The sequence below is a fragment of the Klebsiella sp. P1954 genome (assembly GCF_018199955.1).
In the GTDB taxonomy this organism is placed as follows: domain Bacteria; phylum Pseudomonadota; class Gammaproteobacteria; order Enterobacterales; family Enterobacteriaceae; genus Klebsiella; species Klebsiella pneumoniae.
Genome location: NZ_CP073373.1, coordinates 573,998 through 598,173, shown reverse-complemented (window position 1 = coordinate 598,173; position 24,176 = coordinate 573,998). Strand labels below are relative to the sequence as shown.

General features: G+C 60.6%; 20 protein-coding genes. 13 read left to right on the top strand and 7 right to left on the bottom strand.

Translation table 11 applies throughout. From position 1 onward, the window contains the following. Window positions 1-314: 314 nt before the first annotated feature. Window positions 315-3,842: a pyruvate:ferredoxin (flavodoxin) oxidoreductase gene (gene nifJ / locus KB890_RS02990; RefSeq protein WP_020324683.1), complete on the bottom strand. Its 3,528-nt coding sequence runs from the start codon at window positions 3,840-3,842 to the stop codon at window positions 315-317. A gap of 362 nt (window positions 3,843-4,204) precedes the next feature. Between nifJ and KB890_RS02985 the strand changes: the two genes are divergently transcribed. Further along, window positions 4,205-4,468, top strand: a complete 264-nt coding sequence (locus tag KB890_RS02985; protein WP_004140155.1) for a putative hemolysin — start codon at window positions 4,205-4,207, stop codon at window positions 4,466-4,468. Window positions 4,469-4,513: 45 nt separating this feature from the next. On the opposite strand, the gene hslJ is transcribed toward KB890_RS02985, so the two are convergent. From hslJ to KB890_RS02970, 3 genes are all read right to left on the bottom strand, one after another. Next, entirely contained in the window at window positions 4,514-4,954 is a 441-nt protein-coding gene (hslJ, locus tag KB890_RS02980; RefSeq protein ID WP_002902513.1) for a heat shock protein HslJ, read from the bottom strand. Window positions 4,955-5,076: 122 nt separating this feature from the next. Beyond that, window positions 5,077-6,066 (bottom strand): 2-hydroxyacid dehydrogenase, encoded by a 990-nt coding sequence (locus tag KB890_RS02975; protein WP_002902515.1) that lies wholly within the window; start codon window positions 6,064-6,066, stop codon window positions 5,077-5,079. A gap of 147 nt (window positions 6,067-6,213) precedes the next feature. Then, complete coding sequence (locus KB890_RS02970) at window positions 6,214-6,714, bottom strand: DedA family protein (protein ID WP_002902516.1); 501 nt, start codon at window positions 6,712-6,714, stop codon at window positions 6,214-6,216. A 206-nt stretch (window positions 6,715-6,920) separates the two neighbouring features. Between KB890_RS02970 and KB890_RS02965 the strand changes: the two genes are divergently transcribed. The 3 genes from KB890_RS02965 to KB890_RS02955 are packed head-to-tail and all read left to right on the top strand — an operon-like array spanning window position 6,921 to window position 10,073. After that, complete coding sequence (locus KB890_RS02965) at window positions 6,921-9,560, top strand: YdbH family protein (protein WP_020324643.1); 2,640 nt, start codon at window positions 6,921-6,923, stop codon at window positions 9,558-9,560. Next, a complete protein-coding gene (locus tag KB890_RS02960; RefSeq protein ID WP_004140145.1) occupies window positions 9,557-9,742 on the top strand; it encodes a YnbE family lipoprotein in 186 nt (61 codons plus the stop codon). The genes KB890_RS02965 and KB890_RS02960 overlap by 4 nt, the downstream gene beginning before the upstream one ends. A 7-nt stretch (window positions 9,743-9,749) precedes the next feature. After that, window positions 9,750-10,073, top strand: coding sequence for a YdbL family probable chaperone protein (locus KB890_RS02955; protein WP_002902522.1), 324 nt, complete (start codon window positions 9,750-9,752; stop codon window positions 10,071-10,073). Here the strand turns inward: KB890_RS02955 and feaR are convergent, their stop codons facing one another. Continuing rightward, window positions 10,074-10,976, bottom strand: a complete 903-nt coding sequence (gene feaR, locus KB890_RS02950) for a transcriptional regulator FeaR (protein WP_020324674.1) — start codon at window positions 10,974-10,976, stop codon at window positions 10,074-10,076. Window positions 10,977-11,211: 235 nt separating this feature from the next. Here feaR and KB890_RS02945 point away from each other — a divergent pair, with 235 nt between their 5' ends. From KB890_RS02945 to KB890_RS02935, 3 genes are all read left to right on the top strand, one after another. After that, window positions 11,212-12,711 (top strand): aldehyde dehydrogenase family protein, encoded by a 1,500-nt coding sequence (locus tag KB890_RS02945; protein WP_020324665.1) that lies wholly within the window; start codon window positions 11,212-11,214, stop codon window positions 12,709-12,711. A gap of 124 nt (window positions 12,712-12,835) precedes the next feature. Then, window positions 12,836-13,726: an oxidoreductase gene (locus KB890_RS02940; RefSeq protein WP_020324622.1), complete on the top strand. Its 891-nt coding sequence runs from the start codon at window positions 12,836-12,838 to the stop codon at window positions 13,724-13,726. Between the two features lie 43 nt (window positions 13,727-13,769). Next, window positions 13,770-14,753 (top strand): zinc-dependent alcohol dehydrogenase family protein, encoded by a 984-nt coding sequence (locus KB890_RS02935; RefSeq protein WP_004173216.1) that lies wholly within the window; start codon window positions 13,770-13,772, stop codon window positions 14,751-14,753. A gap of 2 nt (window positions 14,754-14,755) precedes the next feature. Here the strand turns inward: KB890_RS02935 and tynA are convergent, their stop codons facing one another. Then, window positions 14,756-17,023 carry a primary-amine oxidase gene (gene tynA, locus KB890_RS02930; protein WP_211778011.1) on the bottom strand — a complete coding sequence of 756 codons (2,268 nt, stop codon included), beginning with the start codon at window positions 17,021-17,023 and terminating at the stop codon, window positions 14,756-14,758. A 476-nt stretch (window positions 17,024-17,499) separates the two neighbouring features. Continuing rightward, window positions 17,500-19,545 (bottom strand): phenylacetic acid degradation bifunctional protein PaaZ, encoded by a 2,046-nt coding sequence (paaZ, locus tag KB890_RS02925; protein ID WP_020324672.1) that lies wholly within the window; start codon window positions 19,543-19,545, stop codon window positions 17,500-17,502. A 286-nt stretch (window positions 19,546-19,831) separates the two neighbouring features. Here paaZ and paaA point away from each other — a divergent pair, with 286 nt between their 5' ends. The 6 genes from paaA to paaF are packed head-to-tail and all read left to right on the top strand — an operon-like array spanning window position 19,832 to window position 24,174. After that, on the top strand, window positions 19,832-20,761 hold the full coding sequence (gene paaA, locus KB890_RS02920) for a 1,2-phenylacetyl-CoA epoxidase subunit PaaA (protein WP_004176377.1): 930 nt from the start codon (window positions 19,832-19,834) through the stop codon (window positions 20,759-20,761). Window positions 20,762-20,772: 11 nt separating this feature from the next. Continuing rightward, entirely contained in the window at window positions 20,773-21,060 is a 288-nt protein-coding gene (paaB, locus tag KB890_RS02915) for a 1,2-phenylacetyl-CoA epoxidase subunit PaaB (RefSeq protein WP_015366334.1), read from the top strand. A gap of 7 nt (window positions 21,061-21,067) precedes the next feature. After that, window positions 21,068-21,823: a 1,2-phenylacetyl-CoA epoxidase subunit PaaC gene (gene paaC / locus KB890_RS02910; RefSeq protein ID WP_020324632.1), complete on the top strand. Its 756-nt coding sequence runs from the start codon at window positions 21,068-21,070 to the stop codon at window positions 21,821-21,823. Window positions 21,824-21,834: 11 nt separating this feature from the next. Continuing rightward, entirely contained in the window at window positions 21,835-22,332 is a 498-nt protein-coding gene (paaD, locus tag KB890_RS02905) for a 1,2-phenylacetyl-CoA epoxidase subunit PaaD (protein ID WP_020324660.1), read from the top strand. Window positions 22,333-22,339: 7 nt separating this feature from the next. Then, on the top strand, window positions 22,340-23,410 hold the full coding sequence (gene paaE / locus KB890_RS02900) for a 1,2-phenylacetyl-CoA epoxidase subunit PaaE (protein ID WP_002902772.1): 1,071 nt from the start codon (window positions 22,340-22,342) through the stop codon (window positions 23,408-23,410). Further along, window positions 23,407-24,174, top strand: coding sequence for a 2,3-dehydroadipyl-CoA hydratase PaaF (gene paaF / locus KB890_RS02895; RefSeq protein WP_004179640.1), 768 nt, complete (start codon window positions 23,407-23,409; stop codon window positions 24,172-24,174). The genes paaE and paaF overlap by 4 nt, the downstream gene beginning before the upstream one ends. The last annotated feature ends 2 nt before the right edge of the window (window positions 24,175-24,176 follow it).

Below are 24,176 nucleotides of genomic sequence, written 5' to 3'. Positions count from 1 at the left end.
GGGAAGTGAACTCATGCTAAAGGAGCGGTCTGAGATCCGGTAAGACTCAATTGTTACGATATAAGTAAAATCTAAAATAAATAATACCAATGAAATGGTGATAATTATGCTGAATGCATTTATAGATAATATACAAAATAAAAATTATACATGCCCGGGCTAATCACGTATTATTTGCGCGTTATATGCCTTTATTGTCATGCCAATAATTTATTGTTGCCGTCTCATTCTGCGGAATGATGTTGTTTATCGGTAAAACGACAAGCCCGAACGTTGTGTTCGGGCTTTTTTTATGGACAAAGGTGACGGGGCGGTTAACCTTCGCTTGGCGATTTCTCCGCTTTGCCAGCCAGCTGGGCGAGGAAGTCATAGCGCTTCTGCAGATCGGCGGCGGCGTCTTTCCATAGCTGCTCCGCCACTTCAGGCTGCTGGGCGTTCAGGCGGCGGAAACGTTGCTCATTCAGCAGCGTCTCGGCCAGCGCGTCTGATGGCGGACGGGAATCTAGCGCCAGCGGGATCTTGCCTTCGTCTGCCCGACGCGGGTCGAAGCGGTAGAGCGGCCAGAAGCCGGTGGCGGTCAGCTGACGCATCTGGTCGTGGCTGAGCGCCAGATCGTAGCCATGCTCTTCGCAAGGGCTATAGGCGATGATCAGCGATGGCCCCGGATAGGCTTCCGCTTCCTGAATCGCTTTTACCGTCTGGTTCAGCTGCGCGCCCAGCGAAATTTGCGCCACATAAACATGCCCGTACATCATCATGCTGACGCCCAGATCTTTACGCGCCTTGCGTTTGCCGTGCTCGCCAAACTTAGTCACTGCTCCCAGCGGGGTGGCTTTTGACGCCTGCCCGCCGGTGTTGGAGTAACACTGAGTGTCCAGCACCAGAATATTGACGTTTTCCGTCAGGCTCAGTACATGGTCCAGGCCGCCGAAGCCGATATCGTAAGCCCAGCCGTCGCCGCCGATCAGCCAGACGGATTTCTCCACCAGTGCGTCGGCATCGGTCAGCAGCTCTTCAGCTCCCGCCACGCCGGCCAGCGCCTGACGCAGGGCCGCCACCTGTTCGCGGCGAACTTCCGGCGTCGCCTCGGCGTGCAGCGCCGCGTTCAGCTCTGCCGGCAGCTTGTCGGCGAATTCGCTCAGCAGGCGCATCACGCGCTGGCGATGCTGGTCGACGGTCAAGCGGAAGCCGAGCCCGAATTCGGCGTTATCCTCAAACAGCGAGTTGGCCCACGCCGGGCCGCGGCCGTTGGCGTCGGTAGTGTACGGTGTCGAGGGCAGGTTGCCGCCGTAAATGGAGGAGCAGCCGGTGGCGTTGGCAATCAGCATTCGGTCGCCGTACAGCTGGGTCAGCAGTTTGATATACGGCGTTTCGCCACAGCCCGAGCAGGCGCCGGAGTATTCAAACAGCGGGCTGATCAGCTGCGAGGTGCGAATATCAATGCGCTCAAGTTTGCTGCGGTCGATTTCCGGCAGGTTGAGGAAGTACTCGTAATTGACCTTCTCCTCTTCCACATGCTCCAGGCGGGACATCATATTGATGGCCTTGATCTCCGGGTTCTGGCGGTCTTTCGCCGGACACACTTCGACGCACAGGTTGCAGCCGGTGCAGTCTTCCGGGGCGACCTGCAGAACGTATTTCTGCCCGCGCATATCGCGGGATTTCACATCCAGCGAATGCAGGCTGGCAGGGGCGTTCTCCATCTCTTCCGGGGCGACCACTTTGGCGCGGATCGCCGAGTGCGGGCAGGCGGCGACGCAGTGGTTGCATTGAGTACACAGCGCTTCCTTCCAGATGGGGATCTCTTCGGCGATGTTGCGTTTCTCCCAGCGGGTGGTGCCCATGGGCCAGGTACCGTCCGGCGGCAGGGCAGAAACCGGCAGCGCATCGCCGAGGCCGGCCAGCATCGCGGCGGTGACCGTTTTGACGAAATCCGGCGCGGCGTCGGAGACCACCGGCGGGCGGTTCGGACTGCTGGCGTTCACCGGCTGGAGCGGTACTTCCGCCAGTGATTCACGGGCCAGGGCCAGCGCCTGCCAGTTGCGCTCCACCAGCTCCTGACCTTTGCTGCTGTAGCTTTTGGCGATGGCTGCCTGCAGTTCCGCCAGCGCGCTATCACCCGGCAGGATCTGGGTTAAATGGAAAAAGGCCATCTGCATCACGGTATTAATGCGCGCCCCGAGGCTGCATTCGCGGGCGATCTTTGCCGCGTTGACCACGTAAAAACGCGCTTTTTTCTGATTCAGGGTGGCCTGGACTTCCTGGGGCAGGCGGGACCAGACCTCATCGGCGCTGTACGGCGTGTTGAGCAGGAAAATGCCGCCGGGCTTCAGCCGCTCGGCCATCTGGTATTTATCGATAAACTGCAGCTGGTGGCAGCCGACGAAATCAGCCTGCGAAATCAGATACGATGAACGAATCGGTTTTTCGCTGACCCGCAGATGCGAGACGGTGAGGCCGCCCGCTTTCTTCGAGTCATAGACAAAATAGCCCTGGGAGAACCATGGGGTCGAGTTGCCGATGATTTTGATGTTGTTTTTGGTAGCTGACACGCTGCCGTCGCTGCCGAGGCCGTAGAACAGGGCCTCGAGCTTGGCCTCTGCCGGCAGGGTATTTTCGCCCAGCGGCAGCGACAGGTTGGTCACGTCATCATAGATCCCGACGGTAAAGCGCGGCTTCGGCTGGGCGGCCTGCAGTTCACTGAATATCGCCAGCACGCATTCCGGACCAAACTCCTTGGAGGAGAGACCGTAGCGGCCGCCGATAGTGCGCGGTAGCGTCTCGCGCTCGCCGCGGTTAAAGGCTTCCGCCAGGGCGGTCATCACGTCGAGGTAAAGCGGTTCGGCAAGCGCGCCGGGTTCTTTGGTGCGATCAAGTACGGCAACCGCGCGGGCGCTTTCCGGCAGCGCCGCCAGCAGGTGGGCGGCGGAGAACGGGCGATAGAGGCGGACTTTTAGCACGCCGACTTTCTCGCCGCGACTCAGCAACTCATCAACCACCTCTTCGCAGGTGCCGATGGCCGAGCCCATAATGACGATCACGCGCTCTGCCTGCGGGTGGCCGTAAAACTCAAACGGTTTGTACTGACGGCCGGTGGCGGCAGCGAAATCGTCCATCGCTTTCTCGACATGGTCATACACCGCGTCGTACCACGGATTGGTGGCCTCCCGGGACTGGAAGTAAGTGTCGGGGTTGGCCGAGGTTCCGCGGATCACCGGGTGTTCCGGATTGAGCGCGCGCTGGCGATGCTCAGCGATCTTATCCTGCGGCAGCAGGGCGCGAATGGTGTCATCCGCCAGTGGGGCGATTTTGTTGATTTCGTGCGAAGTACGGAAACCATCAAAGAAATGAATAAACGGCACCCGGCTTTGCAGGGTGGCGATATGCGAGATCAGCGCGAAATCCTGCGCTTCCTGAACGCTGCTGGCGCACAGCATGGCGCACCCGGTCTGGCGGACGGCCATGACATCGGAATGGTCGCCGAAGATCGACAACGCATGGGTAGCGACAGTGCGGGCGGCGACGTGCAGCACAAACGGCATCAGCTGGCCGGCCAGTTTGTACAGGGTGGGGATCATCAGCAGCAGGCCCTGCGATGAGGTAAAGGAGGTGGAGAGGGCGCCGGTCTGCAGCGCGCCATGTACGGCGCCAATGGCGCCCGCCTCCGACTGCATTTCGACCACGCGGGGAACATCGCCCCAGACGTTTTTCAGCCCATTGCCGGCCCAGGCGTCAGCCTGTTCCGCCATCGTTGAACTGGGCGTGATCGGGTAGATGGCGATAACTTCACTGGTGCGAAACGCGACGGAAGCGACCGCGCCATTACCATCAATCGTAATCATATGAAGACACCCTTACATTGCGCAAAAGAATGGACGCGTGAAACCGCGACGCGCCCTGTAATTATATAAGGGGTAGTTTAGCAAACCGCTGACCCCGCCATTTTTGCATTTGTGTCCTCAATGCGCCGGGTACCCGTGACCAGATCAATATTTTGCGTGGTTCGCGGAGAAAATGGCTGCCTGCCGGGAGAGGAACCACCTGCGCCGGGCGACATGGCCGAGGCAGATCAAGCTTTCGGCGAAAATTTGCTAGAAAATGTTAATGAGGCGCATAAATACGTACTTCCCCTCTCGACGCCGCCCGCCACGCTGCCTATTATTCTGGGGTTTGCTTTTTTAAGACGTTTCCGAGGGGAGAGAGAATGCGAGCTGCGATGTTAGTAGGATGTGCGGCGCTGTTGCTGTCCGCGTGCAGTAGTGAACCCGTTCAGCAGGCCACGGCGGCGCACGTCACGCCGGGAATGCGGGCGGCGATGAGCGACGCCGGTCAGGCCAACTGCGCCATGATAGGCGGCTCGTTATCGGTGGCTCGTCAGCTCGATGGTTCGGCGATAGGCATGTGCGCGCTGCCGAACGGCAAACGCTGCAGCGAGCAGGCGCTGGCGGGCGGCAGCTGCGGCTACTAACAGCGGCCCCGTCGCGGGGCAGCGTCAGCGGTACCTCAACGCCGGCTAGTGCATCAGGTCGGCGAGCTTATAGACCAGCGTCTGGTCGGCGGTCGCCAGCGTCAACTGGTTTTCCGTCAGATCGACCTGCGCACCCTCGCGCAGCATCTTGTCGATCGTCGCATCCAGGGTATTGAGCTGGGCGTCGTGGCACAGCATCCGGGTCATCGCCAGCGATTTGACCTTCAGCTCGCCGTCCGACACTTTACCTTCCCCGCTAAAGCCGTTGCACATATTGCCGGATACATACATCTTGCCCGTTATAGCCATCTTCTCACCGAAGCTCAGCTCCAGCGGCCGGTCGCTGGCGTTGACCGCCTGGCCGTTGACGCTGGTCAGCACGAAACGATGATGCTGCAGCTGTTCCGCACCGGTGGACACCTTACTGTTATAGACACAGCCGGACAGCAGCATACCTGCCGCCAGAAGCGCCGCAAATTTGTTCATTTTCACTCCAAAACATTCACATAACTAATAAAACCAAGCCAGTGTAACGGTATCGCAGCGGGGATCTGTGGGGATTATCTGAATGTGCTCCCCCCGGGAGAGGAGCACAAAAGGGAAAGGCATTAGACGATGGCGTTCGGACAGGTTTCGCCGTTGGCGACCTGCTGCAGGTTACCCAGAGTGGTCTCCGAAATGCTGATCAGCGCCTCGGCGGTGAGGAACGCCTGGTGGCCGGTAAACAGCACGTTATGGCAGGCGGAGAGGCGGCGGAAGACATCGTCCTGGATCACGTCGTTGGATTTGTCTTCAAAGAACAGATCGCGTTCGTTCTCATAAACGTCCAGCCCCAGCGCGCCAATTTTCTGGTGCTTCAGGGCGTCGATGGCCGCCTGAGAGTCGATCAGGGCGCCGCGGCTGGTGTTGATCACCATCACCCCGTCTTTCATCTGATCGAAGGCTTCGCGATTGAGCAGGTGGTAGTTTTCGTCGGTCAGCGGACAGTGCAGGGAGATCACGTCCGATTCCTTGTACAGCGTGGCGAGGTCAACATATTCCACCCCCAGCTCCAGCGCGGCGGCGCTTGGGTACGGGTCGAACGCCAGCAGGCGCATGCCGAAGCCTTTGAGGATCCGCAACATCGCTACGCCAATTTTCCCGGTGCCGATCACCCCGGCGGTTTTGCCGTACATGGTGAAGCCGGTGAGGCCTTCGAGGGAGAAATTGGCATCGCGGGTACGCTGGTAAGCGCGGTGGATGCGGCGGTTGAGCGACATCATCATACCGATCGCATGCTCAGCGACCGCTTCCGGAGAGTAAGCTGGAACGCGCACGACGCGCAGGCCAAGCTCCTTTGCCGCCTCAAGGTCGACATTGTTAAACCCGGCGCAGCGCAGGGCGATATATTTCACCCCGTGGGCCTTCAGCTCTTCCAGCACCGGGCGGCTGCCGTCGTCATTGACGAAGATACATACCGCTTCGCAACCGTTGGCGGTTTTGGCAGTCTTCGCTGTCAGCAGGAAATCGAAGAATTCCAGTTCAAAGCCGTATGCATCATTAACGTGCTGCAGGTACTTTTTATCGTACTGCTTCGTACTATAAACCGCGATTTTCATAAGACTTTTCTCCAGTGATTATACCGTCACGGTAGCATATTTAAAATAATTGTACAATTATTAAAAAATAGTTTAATGAGAGGATGCTAATCCTAATTCTAGAGCATATCGCGGACTTGCGGAATCTCTTTGAAAGACAAAGTTTTTTCACCACAAACTGAGGCTGAAAGCGCCGGGGGCGAGCAGCAGAAGCGGCCACAGCAGACCGGAGCTGACGTTAGCCAGCTGAAACGACCACAGCGGCAGACTGCTGGCGCCGCTAACGAAGGGCAGCGTAGCCCTCAGGGGAGAGAGAAAGCGGCTGAAAAAGATAGCCCACGGGCCATAGCGCTGAAAGAAGAGGCGGCTGCGGGCCAGACGCTCGGCGGTCAGCCAGCGTAGATGGGTGAGGCGATGACGGTAGCGAATGCCCAGCCGCCACGATAGCCAGAATCCGCCGATGGCGCCGAGGCTGGCGCTGGACCACATTAACAGGAAATGTCCGAGGCTGGCGGAAGCGAATGTCCCCAGCAGCAGCAGGCCGGAGGTGCCGGGGATTGCCAGCGAGACCAATGCGCAGGATTTAGTGAAGGTAAGCAGAAAAACAATCAGCAATACCCATGGATAGTGGTCCTGTGCGCTCTCTATGAGCGAGATAATTAACGACACCGCCTCTCCCGCAAGCTATTCCCGTCTGGCTGGAGTGTGGCAGGGGCGACTTAAACAACAGTTAAATGATAATGGCCGAACGTCGCGCCGCGAGTCCGGCTGGCAACTATGCTTTAACAGGCCGTAAACTTTCACTCACTGGTCGAACGTGTCACAATGGACGCCTTTCGGCTTTTACTTATGTTGAATCAGGATATTAACTGCCCATGAAGGGTAAATATAAAGCCGCCATCGCGCTGGTGTTAGTTCTGGTGTTATTGCCGCTAACCCTGCTGTTGACGCTAACCCACTGGGTGCCGACGCTGGCGGGCATCTGGCTGCCCGTGGGCACGCGTATCTCTTTGCAGGAGAGCCCGCGCCTGACGCGGTCGGCCCTGCTGATCCCCGATCTGCGTTATCTGGTGGGCGACTGTGAAATCGCCCGGGTGACCGATGCCCGTCTCTCGCGTCCCAGCCGCTGGCGGCTGCATATTGGCCAGCTGGAGATCAACAGCGCCTGCCTGAGCAAACTGCCGGCCAGCGATCCCTCTCCCGGTTCACCGCGCACGCTTGCCGAATGGCAATCGATGTTGCCCTATAGCTGGTTAACCATTGACAATCTGCGGCTCTCGCCGTGGGAGAAATGGCAGGGGCGGCTGGTAATGTCATTAACGCCTGCGCAGCAGGATATCGGCTTTGCCGGGAAGGAACTGAGTCTGCAGGCGCGCCTGCGCGGCCAGGCGCTCACCGTCAGCCAGTTCAGCGCCCGGCTGACTGACGATCAGCCGCCGGTGAAGCTGGTGGGGACCTTCCATCTGCCGCTGGTGCCGGATGGTCTGCCGGTCGACGGTCAGATGCAGGGCACCTTCGAATTCCCGCAGACTGCGGAATGGATCGATGCTGAGCTCGAGTGGCAGCACAATCGCGGCCAACTGCTGGTCACCCCGCGGGGTGAGGTAGAGCCTATTCTGGACCTGCCGTGGGAGATCACCCCGGAGCGGATCACTATCAGCGACGGCCGCTGGCGCACCCGTTACGAGGCGTATCCGCTGCGCGGGCGGGTGGCGCTGTCGGTGGGTAACTGGCAGCAGGGCACCGAACAGATGATCGTCAGCGGTCGCCTGAATGTTCTCACCGAGGGGCATGCCGGGAAGGGCAATGCGGTACTGAATATTGGTCCGGGCAAGCTGAGCATGGATAACAGCGATCTGCCGCTGCGGCTCACCGGTGAGGCCAAGCTGGGGGAGATGATACTATACGCGGCGCTGCCGGCTCAGCTCAGCGGGCCGCTGATCAGCCCGCAGCTGGCTTTTCACCCCGGTGCGTTGCTGCGCTCGCGCGGGCGGGTGATCGACGCGCTGAATATTGACGAAATCCGCTGGCCGCTGGCCGGGGTTAAGGTCACTCAGCAGGGCGTCGATGGCCGCCTGCAGGCGATCCTTCGCGCCCATGAGCAGCAGATGGGCGACTTTACGCTGCATCTGGACGGTCAGGCGAGCGATTTTCTGCCCGACAGCGGCCGCTGGCAGTGGCGCTACTGGGGCGAGGGACATTTTACCCCGATGCAGGCGCGCTGGGATGTGAAGGGCAGCGGGGAGTGGCGCGACAATGCTATTACCCTGAGCAGCCTTTCCACCGGCTTCGATAAGCTTGAGTACGGCACAATGCGGGTCAGCACCCCGCGTCTGACCCTCGAGCAGCCGATCCGCTGGCTGCGCGATGCTGAGCATCCGCGGTTGACCGGCGCGCTGTCGCTGGACGCCGCCAATACCACCTTCTCCGGCGGCAGCTATCTCCCGGCCTCAACGCTGAAATTCGCTCTCGACGGTCGGGACCCGACGTGGTTCCAGTTCACCGGCGCCCTGCATGCCGAGGCTATCGGTCCGGTGCGTCTGTCCGGGCGCTGGGATGGCGAACGGCTGCGCGGCCAGGCGTGGTGGCCAAAACAGTCGCTAACGGTGTTCCAGCCGCTGGTGCCGCCGGACTGGAAGATGAACCTGCGCGAAGGCAGTCTCTACGCGCAGGTGGCCTTCTCGGCGGCAGCCGGGCAGGGATTTGAGGCGGGCGGCCATGGCGTCCTGAAGGGCGGCAGCGCCTGGATGCCGGATAACCAGATCAACGGCGTCGATTTCGTCCTGCCGTTCCGCTTCAGCGACGGTCACTGGCAGCTGGGCATCCGCCGCCCGGTCTCCCTGCGCATTGGCGAAATCGTCAACCAGGTCACCGCGCGTAATCTGACGGCGGACCTGCAGGGCACCTGGCCGTGGAGCGAGGCCAATCCGCTGCAGCTCAGCGACGTCAGCGTCGATCTGTTAGGCGGGAAACTGACGTTGCTGCAGCTGCGTATGCCGCAGCGCGACCCGGCGTTGATCCGCCTGCAGCATATCTCCAGCAGCGAACTGACCAGCGCCGTCAAGGTGAAACAGTTCGCCATGTCCGGCGCGGTGAGCGGCGCGCTGCCGCTGTGGCTGGAGAATAATCAATGGATCATCCACGACGGCTGGCTGCGCAATGACGGACCGATGACCCTGCGGCTGGATAAAGACACCGCCGATGCGCTGGTGGCGGATAACGTCTCCGCCGGGGCGGCGATTAACTGGCTGCGCTATATGGAAATCTCCCGCTCGTGGACGCAGATTAACCTCGATAATCTGGGCGTGTTGACGCTTAAGGCCAGCATCAACGGCACCAGCCGGGTGGACGGGAAAAGTAGTACCGTGCATTTAAACTACGCTCATGAAGAGAATATTTTCGACCTGTGGCGCAGTTTGCGCTTTGGCGACAATTTACAGGCGTGGCTCGAGCAGAATGCTACGCTGCCCGTACGGCGCTGTACGGACGGTAAGACATGTAAGGAACCTAAATGAAGAAGCTGTTACTGGCCATGGTGGCGTCGATGCTGCTCGCCGGCTGTACGCCGCGCATCGAAATCGCGGCGTCGAAAGAGCCCATCACCATCAATATGAATGTCAAAATTGAGCATGAGATCCATATCAAGGTCGATAAGGATGTGGAAAACCTGCTCAAATCCCGCAGCGATTTGTTCTGAGGCGACGATGAGAAAACGACTGTTAACCGCGGCGCTGACGCTGGCTTTACTCAGCGCGCCCGCGCTGGCGTTGACCCTGAGCGAAGCGCGCCAGCAGGGACGAGTGGGGGAGACGCTGAACGGCTATCTCGCGCCGCTGCGTCAGGATAAAGAGACGCTGGCGCTGGTAAAGCAGATTAACGCCGCGCGCAGCGAAAGCTACCAGCAGCTGGCGGATGACAACAATCTGCCGGTGGATGAAGTGGCGAAAATGGCCGGGCAGAAGCTGGTGGCCCGCGCGCAGCCCGGGGAGTACGTCCAGGGATTGAACGGCCAGTGGCTGCGCAAATAATTAGCGACAGCGCTTGCGGTATTCCCCCGGGGTGACGCCAAAGCGCTGCTTAAAGGCGGTGGAGAAATGGCTGTGGTCGCTGAAGCCCCAGCGGTAGCCGATCCCCGCCAGCTTTTCATCGTCATGAACATTCTGTAACGCCTGGGCACACAGATCCAACCGCCGGTTCTTAATATACTGCGCCACCACCAGCCCCTGATCGGCAAACAGCCGGTACAGGCTGCGTACCGACATGCCCGTCTCGCTGGCCAGCCACTCCGGGCGCAGATGCTCCGACTGAATGGACGCATCGATTAACGCAATAATCTTCTGAAACTGCTTTTCCCGCCGGGAAGGGGCAGGATCGCGCTGATGCAGCACCGGGCGCAACAGGCAGGCGATCGCCTCCAGCGCGGCTTCGCTCTCGCTGGCGGAGAGCGTCGTGCCGCCCATGCTTTCCAGCAGCAGTCGCTGGCTGAGCTGGACCATTGGCAGAGATTTGTCCAGCCGGCAGGCGGTAGTGATGTTCCCTGTGGGCGCCACCCGCTGGCGCGGCAGCAGCAGCGAGGCCTGACGCGAAGTCTGCTGCCAGACGATGGAGCATGGGCGGGCGGCGTCGATTAACGTGATATCGCCTGCCGCCAGCGTCACCTGGCGATCGTCCTGTTCGATGATGGCTTCGCCGGCGAGCTGAAACACGGTATAGAACCAGGCGTCGTTATCGCGTTTTATCTCATTGCGTGTGCGGTAGAGATTGACGCCGGCGGCGGTGACGGTACTGACCTTGAGGCTGCCGGCGTAGCGGGCGTCAATCTCGCCGTGGAAACTCTCCTTCAGCGGCCGGGCGGCGAAATGGCCGCAGACCTGATTGATCGTCGCCAGCCAGCGCTGATATGCCAGCCCCCCCTCTGCCGTGGTCATCATTCGCCCTTCTCCTGTAATAACAATGTTTCCGCATTGTTGCATTTGTGTCGCCTCAGGCAAGGGCGCGATGGCGGGTATATGAAAGAACTATTACCCGCGGCACATTTCTGCGAGGGCAGACGACGGAATTGCGGCGACTGTCACAGCGGCGCAAACGAATGTCACAGAGAAAAAAGCGCCAACCGCCAACCAGACATAGACTGAAAGCACTATCCGCGATGAATAAGGAAAGGGTATGTCCACCTCACAGATAGCGCTGCTTGCCAGCGTCCAGCAGTTTTTAGACCGTCAGCATGGCCTGTATATCGACGGCGCCCCCTGCGCCGCGCAGAGCGAAAACCGGTTAACCGTCTGGGATCCGGCCACCGGGCAGGCGATTGCCACCACCGCCGACGCCAGCCCGGCGGATGTCGACCGGGCGGTGATGTCCGCCTGGCGCGCTTTTGTCGATCGCCGCTGGGCCGGGCGCCCCCCGGCTGACCGTGAACGCATCCTGCTGCGTTTTGCCGATCTGGTGGAGCAGCACGGCGAAGAGCTGGCGCAACTGGAAACCCTCGAGCAGGGGAAATCCATTGCCATCTCCCGCGCCTTTGAGGTCGGCTGCACCCTGAACTGGATGCGCTACACCGCGGGGCTGACCACCAAGGTCAGCGGCCGGACGCTGGACGTTTCGATCCCGTTCCCGCAAGGGGCGCGTTACCAGGCGTGGACCAAAAAAGAGCCGGTCGGGGTGGTGGCGGGCATCGTCCCGTGGAATTTCCCGCTGATGATCGGCATGTGGAAGGTCATGCCGGCCCTGGCGGCGGGCTGTTCGATCGTCATCAAACCCTCGGAAACCACCCCGCTGACCCTGCTGCGGGTGGCGGAGCTGGCGACCCAGGCGGGCATTCCTGACGGGGTGTTCAACGTGGTCACCGGCAGCGGCGCCGGCTGCGGCGCGGCGCTGACCGCCCATCCGCAGGTGGCGAAGGTTAGCTTTACCGGCTCGACGGCGACCGGGAAACAGATTGCCCGCGGGGCTGCCGACCGCCTGACCCGCGTGACGCTGGAGCTGGGTGGCAAGAATCCGGCGATTGTGCTCAAAGACGCCGACCCCCAGTGGGTTATTGAGGGGCTGATGACCGGAAGCTTCCTCAATCAGGGGCAGGTCTGCGCCGCCAGCTCGCGGATCTACATCGAAGCGCCGCTGTTTGACACCCTGGTCAGCGGCTTCGAGCAGGCGGTGAAATCGCTGCAGGTGGGTCCGGGGATGCAGGAGACGGCGCAGATCAACCCGGTGGTCTCCCGGGCCCACTGCGACAAGGTGGCGGCCTACCTCGAAGAGGCTCGCCAGCAGAAGGCAGAGCTTATCAGCGGCAGCGCCGGACCAGATGCGGGAGGGTACTATATTCCGCCGACGCTGGTGGTAAACCCCGACGCCGGACTGCGTCTCAGCCGTGAGGAGGTTTTTGGCCCGGTGGTGAACCTGGTGCGAGTGGCCGATGGCGAGGAGGCGCTGCGCCTGGCCAACGACAGCGATTTTGGTCTGACCGCCAGCGTCTGGACCCGCGATCTGACCCAGGCCCTGAACTACACCGACCGTCTGCAGGCGGGAACGGTATGGGTCAACAGCCATACCCTGATTGACGCCAACCTGCCTTTCGGCGGCATGAAGCAGTCTGGTACCGGCCGCGATTTCGGCCCTGACTGGCTCGACGGCTGGTGCGAAACCAAATCCGTCTGCGTGCGCTACTAGCCCTCCGTCGGGGAAGGCGAAAGGCTTTTCCCGACGCGCCCCTTGCCGACTTCCGGTCTTTCTCGCTACTGTGGAGGGCAATCTTTGCCTAATCTGGGCGGTGAATCATCAGGAGGTCTTCGGCATGACAGCATTTCCTAAGGTTGCGCTAATTGGTCCCGGCGCCATCGGCACCACGATTGCCGCCGCCCTGTTTGAGAGGGGGAGGGCGCCGATGGTCTGCGGGCGTACCGCCCATTCGGCGCTGGTGCTGTGCACTGACGAGGGTGAGATCGTGGTGCCCGGCCCGGTGCACACCGAACCGATGGCGATAGCCGCCCCCTTCGACCTGGTCTTTGTCGCGGTGAAAACCACCCAGACGGAGGCCATCGCCCCCTGGCTGACGGCCCTGTGTTCCCCTGACACCGTGGTGTGCGTGCTGCAAAACGGCGTTGAGCAGCGCCAGCAGTTTGCCCCCTTGACCGGCGGCGCGACGGTGCTGCCGTCGGTGGTCTGGTTCCCGGCGCAGCGCGATGCCGATGCCTCTGTCTGGTTGCGCGCCGCGCCGCGCCTGACGCTGCCGGATCTGCCGGGGGCAGAGCGGGTGCAGCAGGCGCTGGCGGGAACCCGCTGCGCGGTGGACCTGGCGGCTGATTTTACCACCGTGGCCTGGCGCAAACTGTTGCAGAACGCGGTTGCCGGTCTGATGGTGCTGACCGGACGACGCGCCGGGATGTTCGCCCGGGAGGACATCACTGCCCTCGGGCTGGCTTATCTGCGCGAATGCCTGCAGGTGGCGCGGGCGGAAGGGGCCGCCCTGAGCGACAACGTGCCGGAGGAGATTATCGCCGGCTTTCATCGGGCGCCTGCCGACTTAAGCACCTCTATTCTGATCGATCGCCTCAATGGCCGACCGCTGGAGTGGGATATTCGTAACGGCGTGGTGCAGCGTCGCGGGCGTCAGCACGGCATTCCGACGCCGCTCAGCGATATCATCGTGCCGTTGCTGGCGGCGGCCAGCGACGGCCCGGGCTGACCCGGGCAGGCGCGGGTGCGAGCCACTGGAAGGGGGATCTGCTATGATCCCGACTTTCGTTGTCTGGAGCCAGTCGATGTTCAACGACGCCATTGTTTATGACCGCTACGGGCCGCCGGCCGCCGTGCTGACCCTGAAACGCCTGCCGCTGGCGCCGCTGGCGGGCGGACGGGTGCGGGTCAGGATGCGCTTTGCCCCGGTGAATCCTTCGGATCTGATCCCCGTGACCGGCGCCTATCGCCACCGCACCCGACTGCCGGCCGTCGCCGGCTATGAAGGCCTTGGTGAGGTGGTCGCCGCGCCATACGGCAGCCGGTTGGCCGCGGGCCAGCGGGTGCTGCCCCTGCGCGGGGGCGGCACCTGGCAGCGGTTTATCGATCTGGATGAGACCTGGCTGGTGCCGGTGCCGCCAGCGGTTGACGATCTGCTGGCCGCCCGCGGGTATATCAATCCGCTGACGGCTATGCTGATGCTCAAGCGCTGGCCGGTTGCCGGAAAACACCTTGTGCTGACCGCGGCATCGTCCTCCTGCGCCAGTCTGCTGGGGCAGTGGGCGCTGGCGATGGGCGCCCGCTCGGTGAGCGGGATTATTCGCTCGCCGCAGCACCGGGCGCGCCTGGAACAGGCCGGGATCTATCCGATCCTCGATACCGACCGGGCGCTGATGGAGAAGGTCAGCCAGCACAGCGATCTGGTGTTTGACGCGGTGGGCGGCGAACTGGCGAATACGCTGCTGTCGGTGCTGCCCGGGTCGTCGACCCTGATCTCCTATGGGCTGTTATCCGGGCGGCCGCTGACCCAGACGCGCGGTAGCGCGACGGTGCGCAAGTTTCATCTGCGGGAGGCGCTGCCGACACTCAGCGTGGCGGCGTGGCGGGCAGCGTTCGACGAAATCTGGCAGCGCCTGCCGACGACCTCCCAGCCGCCGGCCCAGCGTATAGCGTTGAACGACTGGCGGGCGGCGATTGCCGCCGCCGGCCAGCCGGGAAGAGGCGGTAAGATCCTGCTGGATTTCACCGCCGGTTAAGATTACTTTTTCTTTTCGCCCAGAGTAGGGGTTTCGTCAAAGAAGTTCCACGGCTTGAGCAGCGCGTGCGCCCACTCGGTCGGCATGATCGGCCACTCTTCGGCGCGCGCCACGTGGGTGGTGCCGGTGGTGATCCACACGACGTCATCGTGGTTAGTCAGCGACTCATCATCCTTCGCGTACTGGTCCAGGCCGGTATCGTGGGCGGAACGGTTCGGGTATTTCCCTTCCGGATATCGCTCTGTCGGGTGGTAGCGCGTCACCCACAGCTGTTTATCCATAAAGCTCAGGCGATGATATATCCACTCGTCCGGGGCGAATTTGGCGCCGGTCGCCGCCGGGTGCGTGCCGCCGGCGTAAGGGAGAATCTGGTATGAGACCGGGTTGCCCATGCGGTTCTCTTTGCTGGTGTTGCTCAGCAGGCGGATAGTGCCCGGGTCGAATTTCTGCGCCGCTTTTTGCTCGCTGTCAATCGTGTACTGATTCACCTGCATAGTACTGGTGCGCGGGCCGCCGGCGGTGTTGGGCTTCACTTCCGGGTCCATCGCCACCAGGGTGTTGTTCTCGCCGTCCACATCGAGGTCGAGGCGGAAGTTATAGATGTGCTGGTGAGTGGTGCCGACAATATTATGGTCGATCAGCGTTCCGTAGCGGGTATCCTCTTTGGCGCTGGGGTCATGCATAGTCTTCGCCAGCACGCCTTTCACCGCTTCAATGCCGGTGGCGCCAGCATCGATACCGATGGTGCCGTTGTCGTGGAACACCCAGTCAAAGATATAGTCGTAGTTGCCGACGGTGCTGATCCAGCGCACCACCAGCTCCCGGCGCTCGGTACTGACGTTGGGCTTGCCCATCTCCAGGTGCTTATATTCCGGCCCGGCATAGCGTTCGAATATGGCCACCGCGCCTGGAATCGTGGTCGGTTTGCCGGTGTAATCGGCGATAGTTTCGTCCAGCAGTACCGCATTTGACGGCGCATCTTTACCGCGAACAATCGGCGACGTCAGGGTGCCCATGCCGTAATCGCCCGAGTCGAGGTAGGCTTTGAAATACCAGCCGACGTCCGGGTCGCCGTAGGGAACGATCATCCCGCCGAGGGAACCTTCATACATCACCTGGCGTTTTGTGCCGTTATCGTTGTAGGTCACCGTTGACAGAATTGGTCCGACGCGCGAGTTAAGACGCAGGTGGAAATCCCAGTTCTGCCAGTGAATGGTATCGCCGGTAATGGTGTAGTTTTTGCCTTCCGGTTCAGTAATATCCAGCGGTTTCACCGCCGGGGCGTTGCGGTCGCGACCATCATACGGACGGGGCTCCATTGGGACCGGGATCACCGGACCTTCTTCGATTTTGATGATTTTCTTCGCTTCAAGGTCGACCACCGCCACCAGGTTTTCAATCGGGTGCGCCCAGTAGTTGCCGTCGCCGGTATCCAGATAACTGACCACCTTCAGCAGACGCGCATCCTGCTGCAGGCCATCTTTGCCATCAAAAAAGCCAACGGTGAGCGGGGTGGTGACCACTTTGCCAGGATCGGTAATACCGTGCTTTTTCAGCACCTCAGCGAATTCGCTGCTGGCATTGATGATGTTCTGCACGCTAACGAAGTCATCGAGCAGCACCATCCCGTGGGCGCCTTTGATCGGCGTCCAGGAGAGGATTTTTTTATTTTGCAGATCAACCACGGCTTCAATGACGTGTTTGCCATCGAGCATCACCACATCGGCAGTGCGGGGAGCATCGACCGGCGTTCCCTGCAGGGCAAAGGCCCATACCGCCGCCTTGTCCGGCTCGTGTAAGGAAATCTCAGTAAAGCGGGTATTCGGCTGAAACTCCGGCGCGGCTTTGACAATGGTCACCGCTTCACTGATTTCCGCCGCTGAGAGCGAGTTTAACGGGTGCGGGCGCTTTTCCACCTGGAAGGTCTGATCGAGACCGGACTGGAAGACATCGTTGATAAAGGTATCGGAAACCCAGGCTTTACCTTCCTTCATTACCACAGGCACCGGTAGGTCAAGGGATTTACCGTTGACGATCGCCGTTTTGGCGCCGGGCTTTACTTTGACGTAAGCGCCGTCTTTTATCAGGGTGAACATTTGCGCGTAGTCATCCCACTGCACATCAGCGCCGAATTCCTGCAGCGTTTTATCCAGCGGTACCATGTGGGCTTCGCTACCGTGAGCGAAGACCGGTGATTGCCAGGCGCAAACCACCGCCACGGCCAGCGCCAGCGCGGTTTTACGAGGAGAAAATTTCAAGCCGTTTGCCATTGTGACCTCATCTTATTGTTGTGTTGTCTCTTGCCGCTGCGAATGTCGGCTTTGTCATCCTTAAGCTACCAGCCAGCGGCGCCGGGGCGTTTGTTTGCTTTTGCCAGCTTGTTTGTCAGTTTTGCCAGACGGGCGTAAAAAATGCCTCCGCAGAGGCATTGAGAACGTGCGCTGATTTTTTTGCCGGGTGGCGGCTGACGCCTTACCCGGCCTACGGTCCGTGCGGCCTGCCGTTAATTTATTCACCATTCTTGCTGGCCCGAGCCCGGGGGTACAGGGGGCGGCGGCGACTGGCCGCCCCCTGTGCGCTCCCAGCGCTATGCCAGGCATAACGCAGACGATTAACCGGGAGCGCAATGTGCGCTGAAGCCACAGATAACATAAAGGACTTCCCGGGGCGAAACCGTTGCAAACCGATTGCAGTATCAAAGGCTAAAGGGTCGGCCAACAGAGCGCCAGCGGTCTATTTTTCGCTATCACGCCGGGAAATCTCCCTGTTGACGCGCCACCAGGGTCAGAATGGAATACAGCGCCACCGCCTGCTGGTGCTGGTTGAAAATCTCCACCGCCCATTCCACCACGCCGGTGGCTTTCTCATCGGCGCTGCGCTGACGTTTGACCGTTTTCCGCTTACAGGTGAGGCGAACCTGAATGGTGTCGCCCGGTTTGACCGGCTCAATAAAGCGCAGGTTTTCCATCCCGTAGTTGGCGATAACCGGCCCGACGCCGGCATCGACGAACAGCCCGGCCGCGGCGGAGATCAGGAAATAGCCGTGGACCACCCGCTCGCCAAAAATCGACTCGGCGGCGGCGATTTTGTCCATGTGCGCGTAGAAATGATCGCCGCTCAGGCAGGCGAAGTTAACGATATCCGCTTCGGTCAGGGTTCGGCGCGGGGTTAATAAGCTGTCGCCAGGCTGAATCTCTTCGAAATATTTGCGGAACGGGTGAATACGGTCTTCGCTCACCTGGGCGCCGCGCACCCACTGTTGACCGATGGTCGCCAGCATCGTTGGGCTGCCCTGAATCGCGGTACGCTGCATATAGTGTTTCACCGAACGCAGCCCGCCAAGCTCTTCTCCGCCGCCAGCGCGGCCGGGGCCGCCGTGCACCAGCTGCGGCAGCGGCGAACCGTGGCCGGTTGACTCGACCGAGGACGCCTCGTTCAGTATCTGAATACGGCCATGGGCGCGGGCGGCGCCGAGGATAAACTCGCGCGCCAGCTCGCCGCTGGCGGTGACCAGCGTCCCCGCCAGACTGCCGCCGCCGGCGCGCGCCAGCGTCAGCGCATGCTGGCGGTCGCGATACGGCATCAGCGTCGCCACCGGACCAAAAGCTTCAATGGCGTGAACCGCCGGCGTTTCATCCGGCTGTGAGCAGTACAACAGGGTCGGCGGGAAAAATGCGCCGGCCGCGCTGAGATCCGCCTCTCCACCGAGCAGTACTTCGCAGCCAGCGGCTATCAGCTTATTGACGCTCTCCTGTACGTCCTGACGCTGTTCGCTATTAACCAGGGCCCCCATCTTAACGCCCTCCTGCGCAGGGTCACCGACGGTTACTTTATGCAGGCGGGAGATCAGTGCATCGCTAACCGCATTAATCTGAGCCAGTGGCACAATGATTCTGCGGATAGCGGTACATTTTTGCCCGGCTTTCGCCGTCATCTCGCGGACCACTTCCCGAATAAACAGCGCGAATTCCGGTTGCTCCGGCGTGACGTCTTCGCCTAACACGCAGCAGTTGAGTGAATCTGCTTCCATGGTAAAGGGAATGGATTTGGCTACCAGGTTAGGGTGCGCCCGTAGCTGCTGGCCGGTGGCGGCTGACCCGGTAAAGGTCACCACGTCCTGGCTATCGAGGTGGTCGAGCAGATCGCCCGCGCCGCCGCAAATCAGGCTGATGGCGCCCTCCGGCACCAGGCCGCTGTCGACAATCGCTTTCACCATTGCCTGGGTGAGCTGGGCGGTAGCGGTGGCCGGTTTAATGATCGCCGGCATACCGGCAAGCCACGTGGGCGCCAGTTTTTCCAGCATTCCCCAGCAGGGGAAGTTGAAGGCGTTGATATGGACGGCGACGCCTGATTTCGAGGTTAGCACATGACGCGCGGCAAAACCGCCCTGTTTGGAGAGCGGGATGAGCTCGTCTTCCGGCCACAGGATATCGTCCGGTAATTCTCGACTACCGAGCCCGGCATAGGTGAAAAGGGTACCGATACCGCCTTCAATATCCACCCAACTGTCGGCGCGAGTGGCGCCGGTTTGCGCGGAGATGGCGTAGAACTGGTCTTTCTGCTCCAGCAGGTGTTTCGCCACCGCTTTCAGCATCGCGCTGCGTTCAATAAAGGTCATCGTCTGCAGGGCTTTGCCACCGCGCTCAATCGCGAAGCGGCGCGCCTGCACCATATCCAGGCCTTCACTGGTCACCTCCCAAAGCGCCGCGCCGGTGATGGCGTGATGGATAGTACGGGCGCGGCCCCGGCCGGTCTGCCAGGCGCCGGATAAGTAGCTGGCTAACTGCTGCATCGCAAATCTCCAAATGTGTTACGTGTGATATCTATAAATAGTTCTTTTATGAATCATAAAATGCAAGCCCGTATTTAATAAATTATTAACATTGTGATCGCGATGGCGTTACACATTATGCTTAACTTACTGTATTTATTGTGGTTTACAAAAGGTTTTGCGGAGATTATCACAAAAAGAGCAAACAAAATTTGTGGTTTTATTTAACCAATATGTAACCTTCAATAAACAAAGTGATTCACATAAATGTTTTTGTTGTGAATATAGGAATCATAAAGGTGATGACGTGACAGAAGAACAACGCTTTGACCAGCGCATCGCGCAGGAAACGGCCATCGAACCGCAGGACTGGATGCCGGATGCCTACCGTAAGACCCTGATTCGGCAGATAGGCCAGCACGCGCACTCGGAGATCGTCGGCATGCTCCCGGAAGGCAACTGGATCACCCGCGCGCCGACGCTGCGCCGCAAAGCGATCCTGTTGGCTAAGGTACAGGATGAGGCTGGACACGGGCTGTATCTCTATAGCGCTGCGGAAACCCTTGGCTGCGCCCGGGAAGACCTATATCAGAAGATGCTCGACGGGCAGATGAAATACTCCTCCATTTTTAACTACCCGACCCTCAGCTGGGCGGATATCGGCGTGATCGGCTGGCTGGTCGATGGCGCGGCCATTGTCAACCAGGTGGCGCTGTGCCGGACCTCCTACGGCCCCTATGCCCGGGCGATGGTCAAAATCTGCAAAGAAGAGAGCTTTCACCAGCGTCAGGGATTTGAAGCCTGCATGGCGCTGGCGCAGGGCAATGACGCGCAGCGGCAGATGCTGCAGGACGCCATTAACCGCTTCTGGTGGCCGGCGCTGATGATGTTTGGCCCCAACGATGACAACTCGCCGAACAGCGCCCGCAGCATGGCGTGGAAAATCAAACTGCACTCCAACGACGAGCTACGTCAGCGCTTCGTCGACAATACCGTGCCGCAGGTAGAGATCCTCGGTATGACCGTCCCGGACCCGGATTTGCAGTTTGATGAAGCCAGCGGCCACTACCGCTTCGGCGAAATCGACTGGCAGGAATTTAACGAGGTGATTAGCGGCCGTGGCATTTGCAATCACGAGCGGTTGGCCGCCAAGCGTAAGGCCTGGGAAGAGGGCGAATGGGTGCGCGAAGCCGCGCTGGCCCATGCGCAAAAACAGCAGGCCCGCAGCGCGGCATGAGGAGAGACAACATGAGCAAAGTTTACTGGCCGTTATATGAAGTGTTCGTTCGCAGCAAACAGGGGTTATCCCATCGTCACGTCGGCAGTCTGCACGCTGCCGATGATCAAATGGCGCTGGAGAATGCCCGCGATGCCTACACCCGCCGCAGCGAAGGCTGCTCAATTTGGGTGGTGAAGGCCAGCGAAATCGTTGCTTCGCAGCCGGATGATCGCGGCGAATTCTTCGACCCGGCGGAAAGCAAAGTCTACCGTCATCCGACTTTCTATACCGTGCCGGACGGCATGGAACATATGTGAGGCGGCGATGAATAACCCTAACCCCGTAGCCACCTACGCCCTGCGGCTTGGCGACAATGGTCTGGTTCTGGCCCAGCGTTTAGGCGCCTGGTGCGGCCATGCTCCCGAGCTCGAGATCGATCTTGCGCTGGCCAATATCGGCCTCGACCTGCTCGGCCAGGCGCGCAATTTTTTAAGCTATGCCGCCGAGCTTAACGGTTGCGGCGACGAAGATACGCTGGCTTTTGGCCGCGATGAGCGCCGGTTCAGCAACCTGCTGCTGGTGGAGCAGCCAAACGGCAATTTTGCCGACACTATCGCCCGCCAGTTCTTTATCGATGTCTGGCACGTCGCTCTGTTCAGCCGCCTGGTGAACAGCCGCGACACGCAGCTGGCGGCCATTGCCGCTAAAGGGCTGAAAGAGGTGCGTTACCACCAGCGCTTTAGCCGCGGCTGGCTGGAGCGTCTGGGTAACGGCACCGAGTTATCAAATCGCAAAATGCAGCAGGCGGTCGACAATCTGTGGCGCTTCACCGGCGAACTGTTCCTTGCCGATGAAGTGGAGCTCAGCCTGGTTGAGCAGGGCATTGCGGTTGATCCGCGCGAGCTTCAGGCCGAATGGCAAAGCGCGGTACACACGGCGCTGCTCGACTCCGGCTTACAAATCCCGCAGGAAGCGGCCTTCCGCAGCGGTGGCAAACAGGGGCTGCACAGTGAACATCTCGGCCCGCTGCTGGCGGAGATGCAGTATCTGCAGCGTTCGCATCCCGGACTGCAGTGGTAAGTGAGGTGACTATGCAACGTCTTGCCGATATCGCTCCTGCAGAGGTTCGCACCATCTGGGGATTATTAAGCGCGATCCCGGATCCGGAAGTGCCAGTACTCACCATCACCGACCTTGGTATGGTGCGCAGCGTCGCGCGCCATGGCGACGGCTGGGTGATTGGCTTTACCCCGACCTATTCGGGCTGTCCGGCGACGGAGCATCTGCTGGGGGAGATCCGCACGGTCATGAGCGAGCATGGCTTTCTGCCGGTGCATATCGTCCTGCAGCTGGATCCGCCGTGGACCACCGACTGGATGAGTCAGGATGTCCGCGAGCGCCTGCGCCAGTACGGCATCAGCCCGCCCCAGGGGCACGCCTGCCATGCGGATATGCCCGCTGAGGTGAACTGTCCGCGCTGCGGCAGCACCCATACCTCGCTGATTAGCGAATTCAGTTCCACGGCCTGCAAAGCGCTCTATCGCTGCGACAGCTGCCGGGAACCTTTTGATTACTTTAAATGTATTTGAGGTTGCCATGACGACGTTCTATTCGCTTAAGGTGGCGAGAGTCGAGCCGGAAACCCGCGATGCGGTGACCATCACTTTTGCGATCCCGCAAGCCCTGCAGGCGGAATACTGTTTTCGCCCGGGCCAGCATCTGACGCTAAAAGCCCGTCTGGGCGGCGAAGAACTGCGCCGCTGTTACTCCATTTGTCACAGCCGCACGCCAGGCGAAATTAGCGTCGCGGTCAAAGCTATCGACGGCGGGCGCTTCTCGCGCTACGCCCAGCACGATATCCAGCAGGGTATGGAGCTGGAGGTGATGGTGCCGCAGGGGCATTTCGGTTATCAACCGCAGGCCGAACGGCAGGGAGAATATCTGGCGATTGCCGCCGGCTCCGGGATCACGCCGATGATGGCGATCATTAGCGCAACGCTGGCGACCGAGCCGCAAAGCCGCTTTACGCTGATCTACGGCAACCGCAGCAGCCATAGCATGATGTTCCGCCAGGCGCTGGCCGATTTAAAAGACCGCTATCCGCAGCGCCTGCAGGTGATCCACCTGTTTAGCCAGGAGTCGATGGACAGCGATCTGCTACAGGGGCGCATTGACGGCGACAAACTGCGCCAGCTCGCTGACCATCTGCTGGATTTCAGCCGTTTTGACGAGGCCTTTATCTGCGGTCCGGCGGCGATGATGGACGAGGCGGAAGCGACGTTACGTGAACTTGGCGTAGCGGAGAAATCGATTCATCTCGAACGCTTTAATACCCCAGGCGGCAATGTGAAGCGGGCCGCTGGAGTGCAGGCGGAAGGGCGCACGGTGACCATCCGCCAGGACGGGCGCGATCGGCTTATCGCCCTCAGCGCCGAAGACGACAGCATCCTGGATGCCGCATTGCGTCAGGGCGCCGATCTGCCGTTCGCCTGTAAGGGCGGGGTATGCGCCACCTGTAAATGTAAAGTGCTGCGCGGCGAAGTGGCGATGGCCGCCAATTACAGCCTGGAAGCGGATGAGCTGGCGGCAGGCTACGTGCTGAGCTGCCAGTCGCTGCCGACAAGCGGCGATGTGGTGGTCGACTTTGACGCGCGGGGGATGGCATGAGTGACCTGCTGATCCACCGTCATGGCCGGGTGCTTCAGTTGACGCTGAACCGCCCGCAGGCCCGCAACGCGCTGAACAATGCCTTATTAACCCAGATTGCCGAGGCGCTGGAGGCGGCGGCAGTTGATGACAGCGTCGGCGTCTGCGTTATTCGCGGTAACGCGCGTTTTTTCGCCGCCGGGGCTGACCTCAATGAAATGGCGGAAAAAGATCTTCCTGCCACCCTGGATGATATTCGCCCACGGTTATGGGCGCGAATCGATGCTTTTACTAAGCCGCTCATCGCCTCGGTCAACGGCTACGCGCTCGGCGCCGGCTGCGAGCTGGCCCTGCTGTGCGACCTGATTGTCGCCGGGGACAACGCCCGCTTTGGCCTGCCGGAAATTACCCTCGGCATAATGCCGGGCGCGGGCGGCACCCAGCGGCTGATCCGCAGCGTTGGCAAGGCGCTGGCCAGCCGGATGGTGCTGAGCGGCGAGAGTATTGACGCCCGCCAGGCGCAGCAGGCCGGGCTGGTCAGCGATATCCATCCGGCGGCGTTAACCGATGAGTATGCCCTGCAGCTGGCAACCACCATTGCCCGCCATTCGCCGCTGGCGCTACGGGCGGCAAAACAGTCGCTGCGCCTGTCGCAGGAAGTCAGCCTGCAGGCCGGTCTGCAACAGGAGCGCCAGCTGTTTAGCCTGCTGAGCGCCACCGAGGACCGCCGCGAAGGCATCGACGCCTTCTTACAAAAACGTACCCCGGAATTTAAAGGACGCTAATC

Bases quoted from the DNA above. Each gene is read 5' to 3' on its own strand.
- KB890_RS02975 (WP_002902515.1), bottom strand. From the start codon at position 6,066: ATGAAAATCGCGGTTTATAGTACGAAGCAGTACGATAAAAAGTACCTG.
- KB890_RS02935 (WP_004173216.1), top strand. From the start codon at position 13,770: ATGATCCCGACTTTCGTTGTCTGGAGCCAGTCGATGTTCAACGACGCC.
- paaE (WP_002902772.1), top strand. From the start codon at position 22,340: ATGACGACGTTCTATTCGCTTAAGGTGGCGAGAGTCGAGCCGGAAACC.
- paaZ (WP_020324672.1), bottom strand. From the start codon at position 19,545: ATGCAGCAGTTAGCCAGCTACTTATCCGGCGCCTGGCAGACCGGCCGG.
- nifJ (WP_020324683.1), bottom strand. From the start codon at position 3,842: ATGATTACGATTGATGGTAATGGCGCGGTCGCTTCCGTCGCGTTTCGC.
- KB890_RS02985 (WP_004140155.1), top strand. From the start codon at position 4,205: ATGCGAGCTGCGATGTTAGTAGGATGTGCGGCGCTGTTGCTGTCCGCG.
- paaF (WP_004179640.1), top strand. From the start codon at position 23,407: ATGAGTGACCTGCTGATCCACCGTCATGGCCGGGTGCTTCAGTTGACG.
- paaC (WP_020324632.1), top strand. From the start codon at position 21,068: ATGAATAACCCTAACCCCGTAGCCACCTACGCCCTGCGGCTTGGCGAC.
- KB890_RS02965 (WP_020324643.1), top strand. From the start codon at position 6,921: ATGAAGGGTAAATATAAAGCCGCCATCGCGCTGGTGTTAGTTCTGGTG.
- paaB (WP_015366334.1), top strand. From the start codon at position 20,773: ATGAGCAAAGTTTACTGGCCGTTATATGAAGTGTTCGTTCGCAGCAAA.
- KB890_RS02945 (WP_020324665.1), top strand. From the start codon at position 11,212: ATGTCCACCTCACAGATAGCGCTGCTTGCCAGCGTCCAGCAGTTTTTA.
- KB890_RS02960 (WP_004140145.1), top strand. From the start codon at position 9,557: ATGAAGAAGCTGTTACTGGCCATGGTGGCGTCGATGCTGCTCGCCGGC.
- KB890_RS02955 (WP_002902522.1), top strand. From the start codon at position 9,750: ATGAGAAAACGACTGTTAACCGCGGCGCTGACGCTGGCTTTACTCAGC.
- hslJ (WP_002902513.1), bottom strand. From the start codon at position 4,954: ATGAACAAATTTGCGGCGCTTCTGGCGGCAGGTATGCTGCTGTCCGGC.
- paaD (WP_020324660.1), top strand. From the start codon at position 21,835: ATGCAACGTCTTGCCGATATCGCTCCTGCAGAGGTTCGCACCATCTGG.
- KB890_RS02940 (WP_020324622.1), top strand. From the start codon at position 12,836: ATGACAGCATTTCCTAAGGTTGCGCTAATTGGTCCCGGCGCCATCGGC.
- feaR (WP_020324674.1), bottom strand. From the start codon at position 10,976: ATGATGACCACGGCAGAGGGGGGGCTGGCATATCAGCGCTGGCTGGCG.
- tynA (WP_211778011.1), bottom strand. From the start codon at position 17,023: ATGGCAAACGGCTTGAAATTTTCTCCTCGTAAAACCGCGCTGGCGCTG.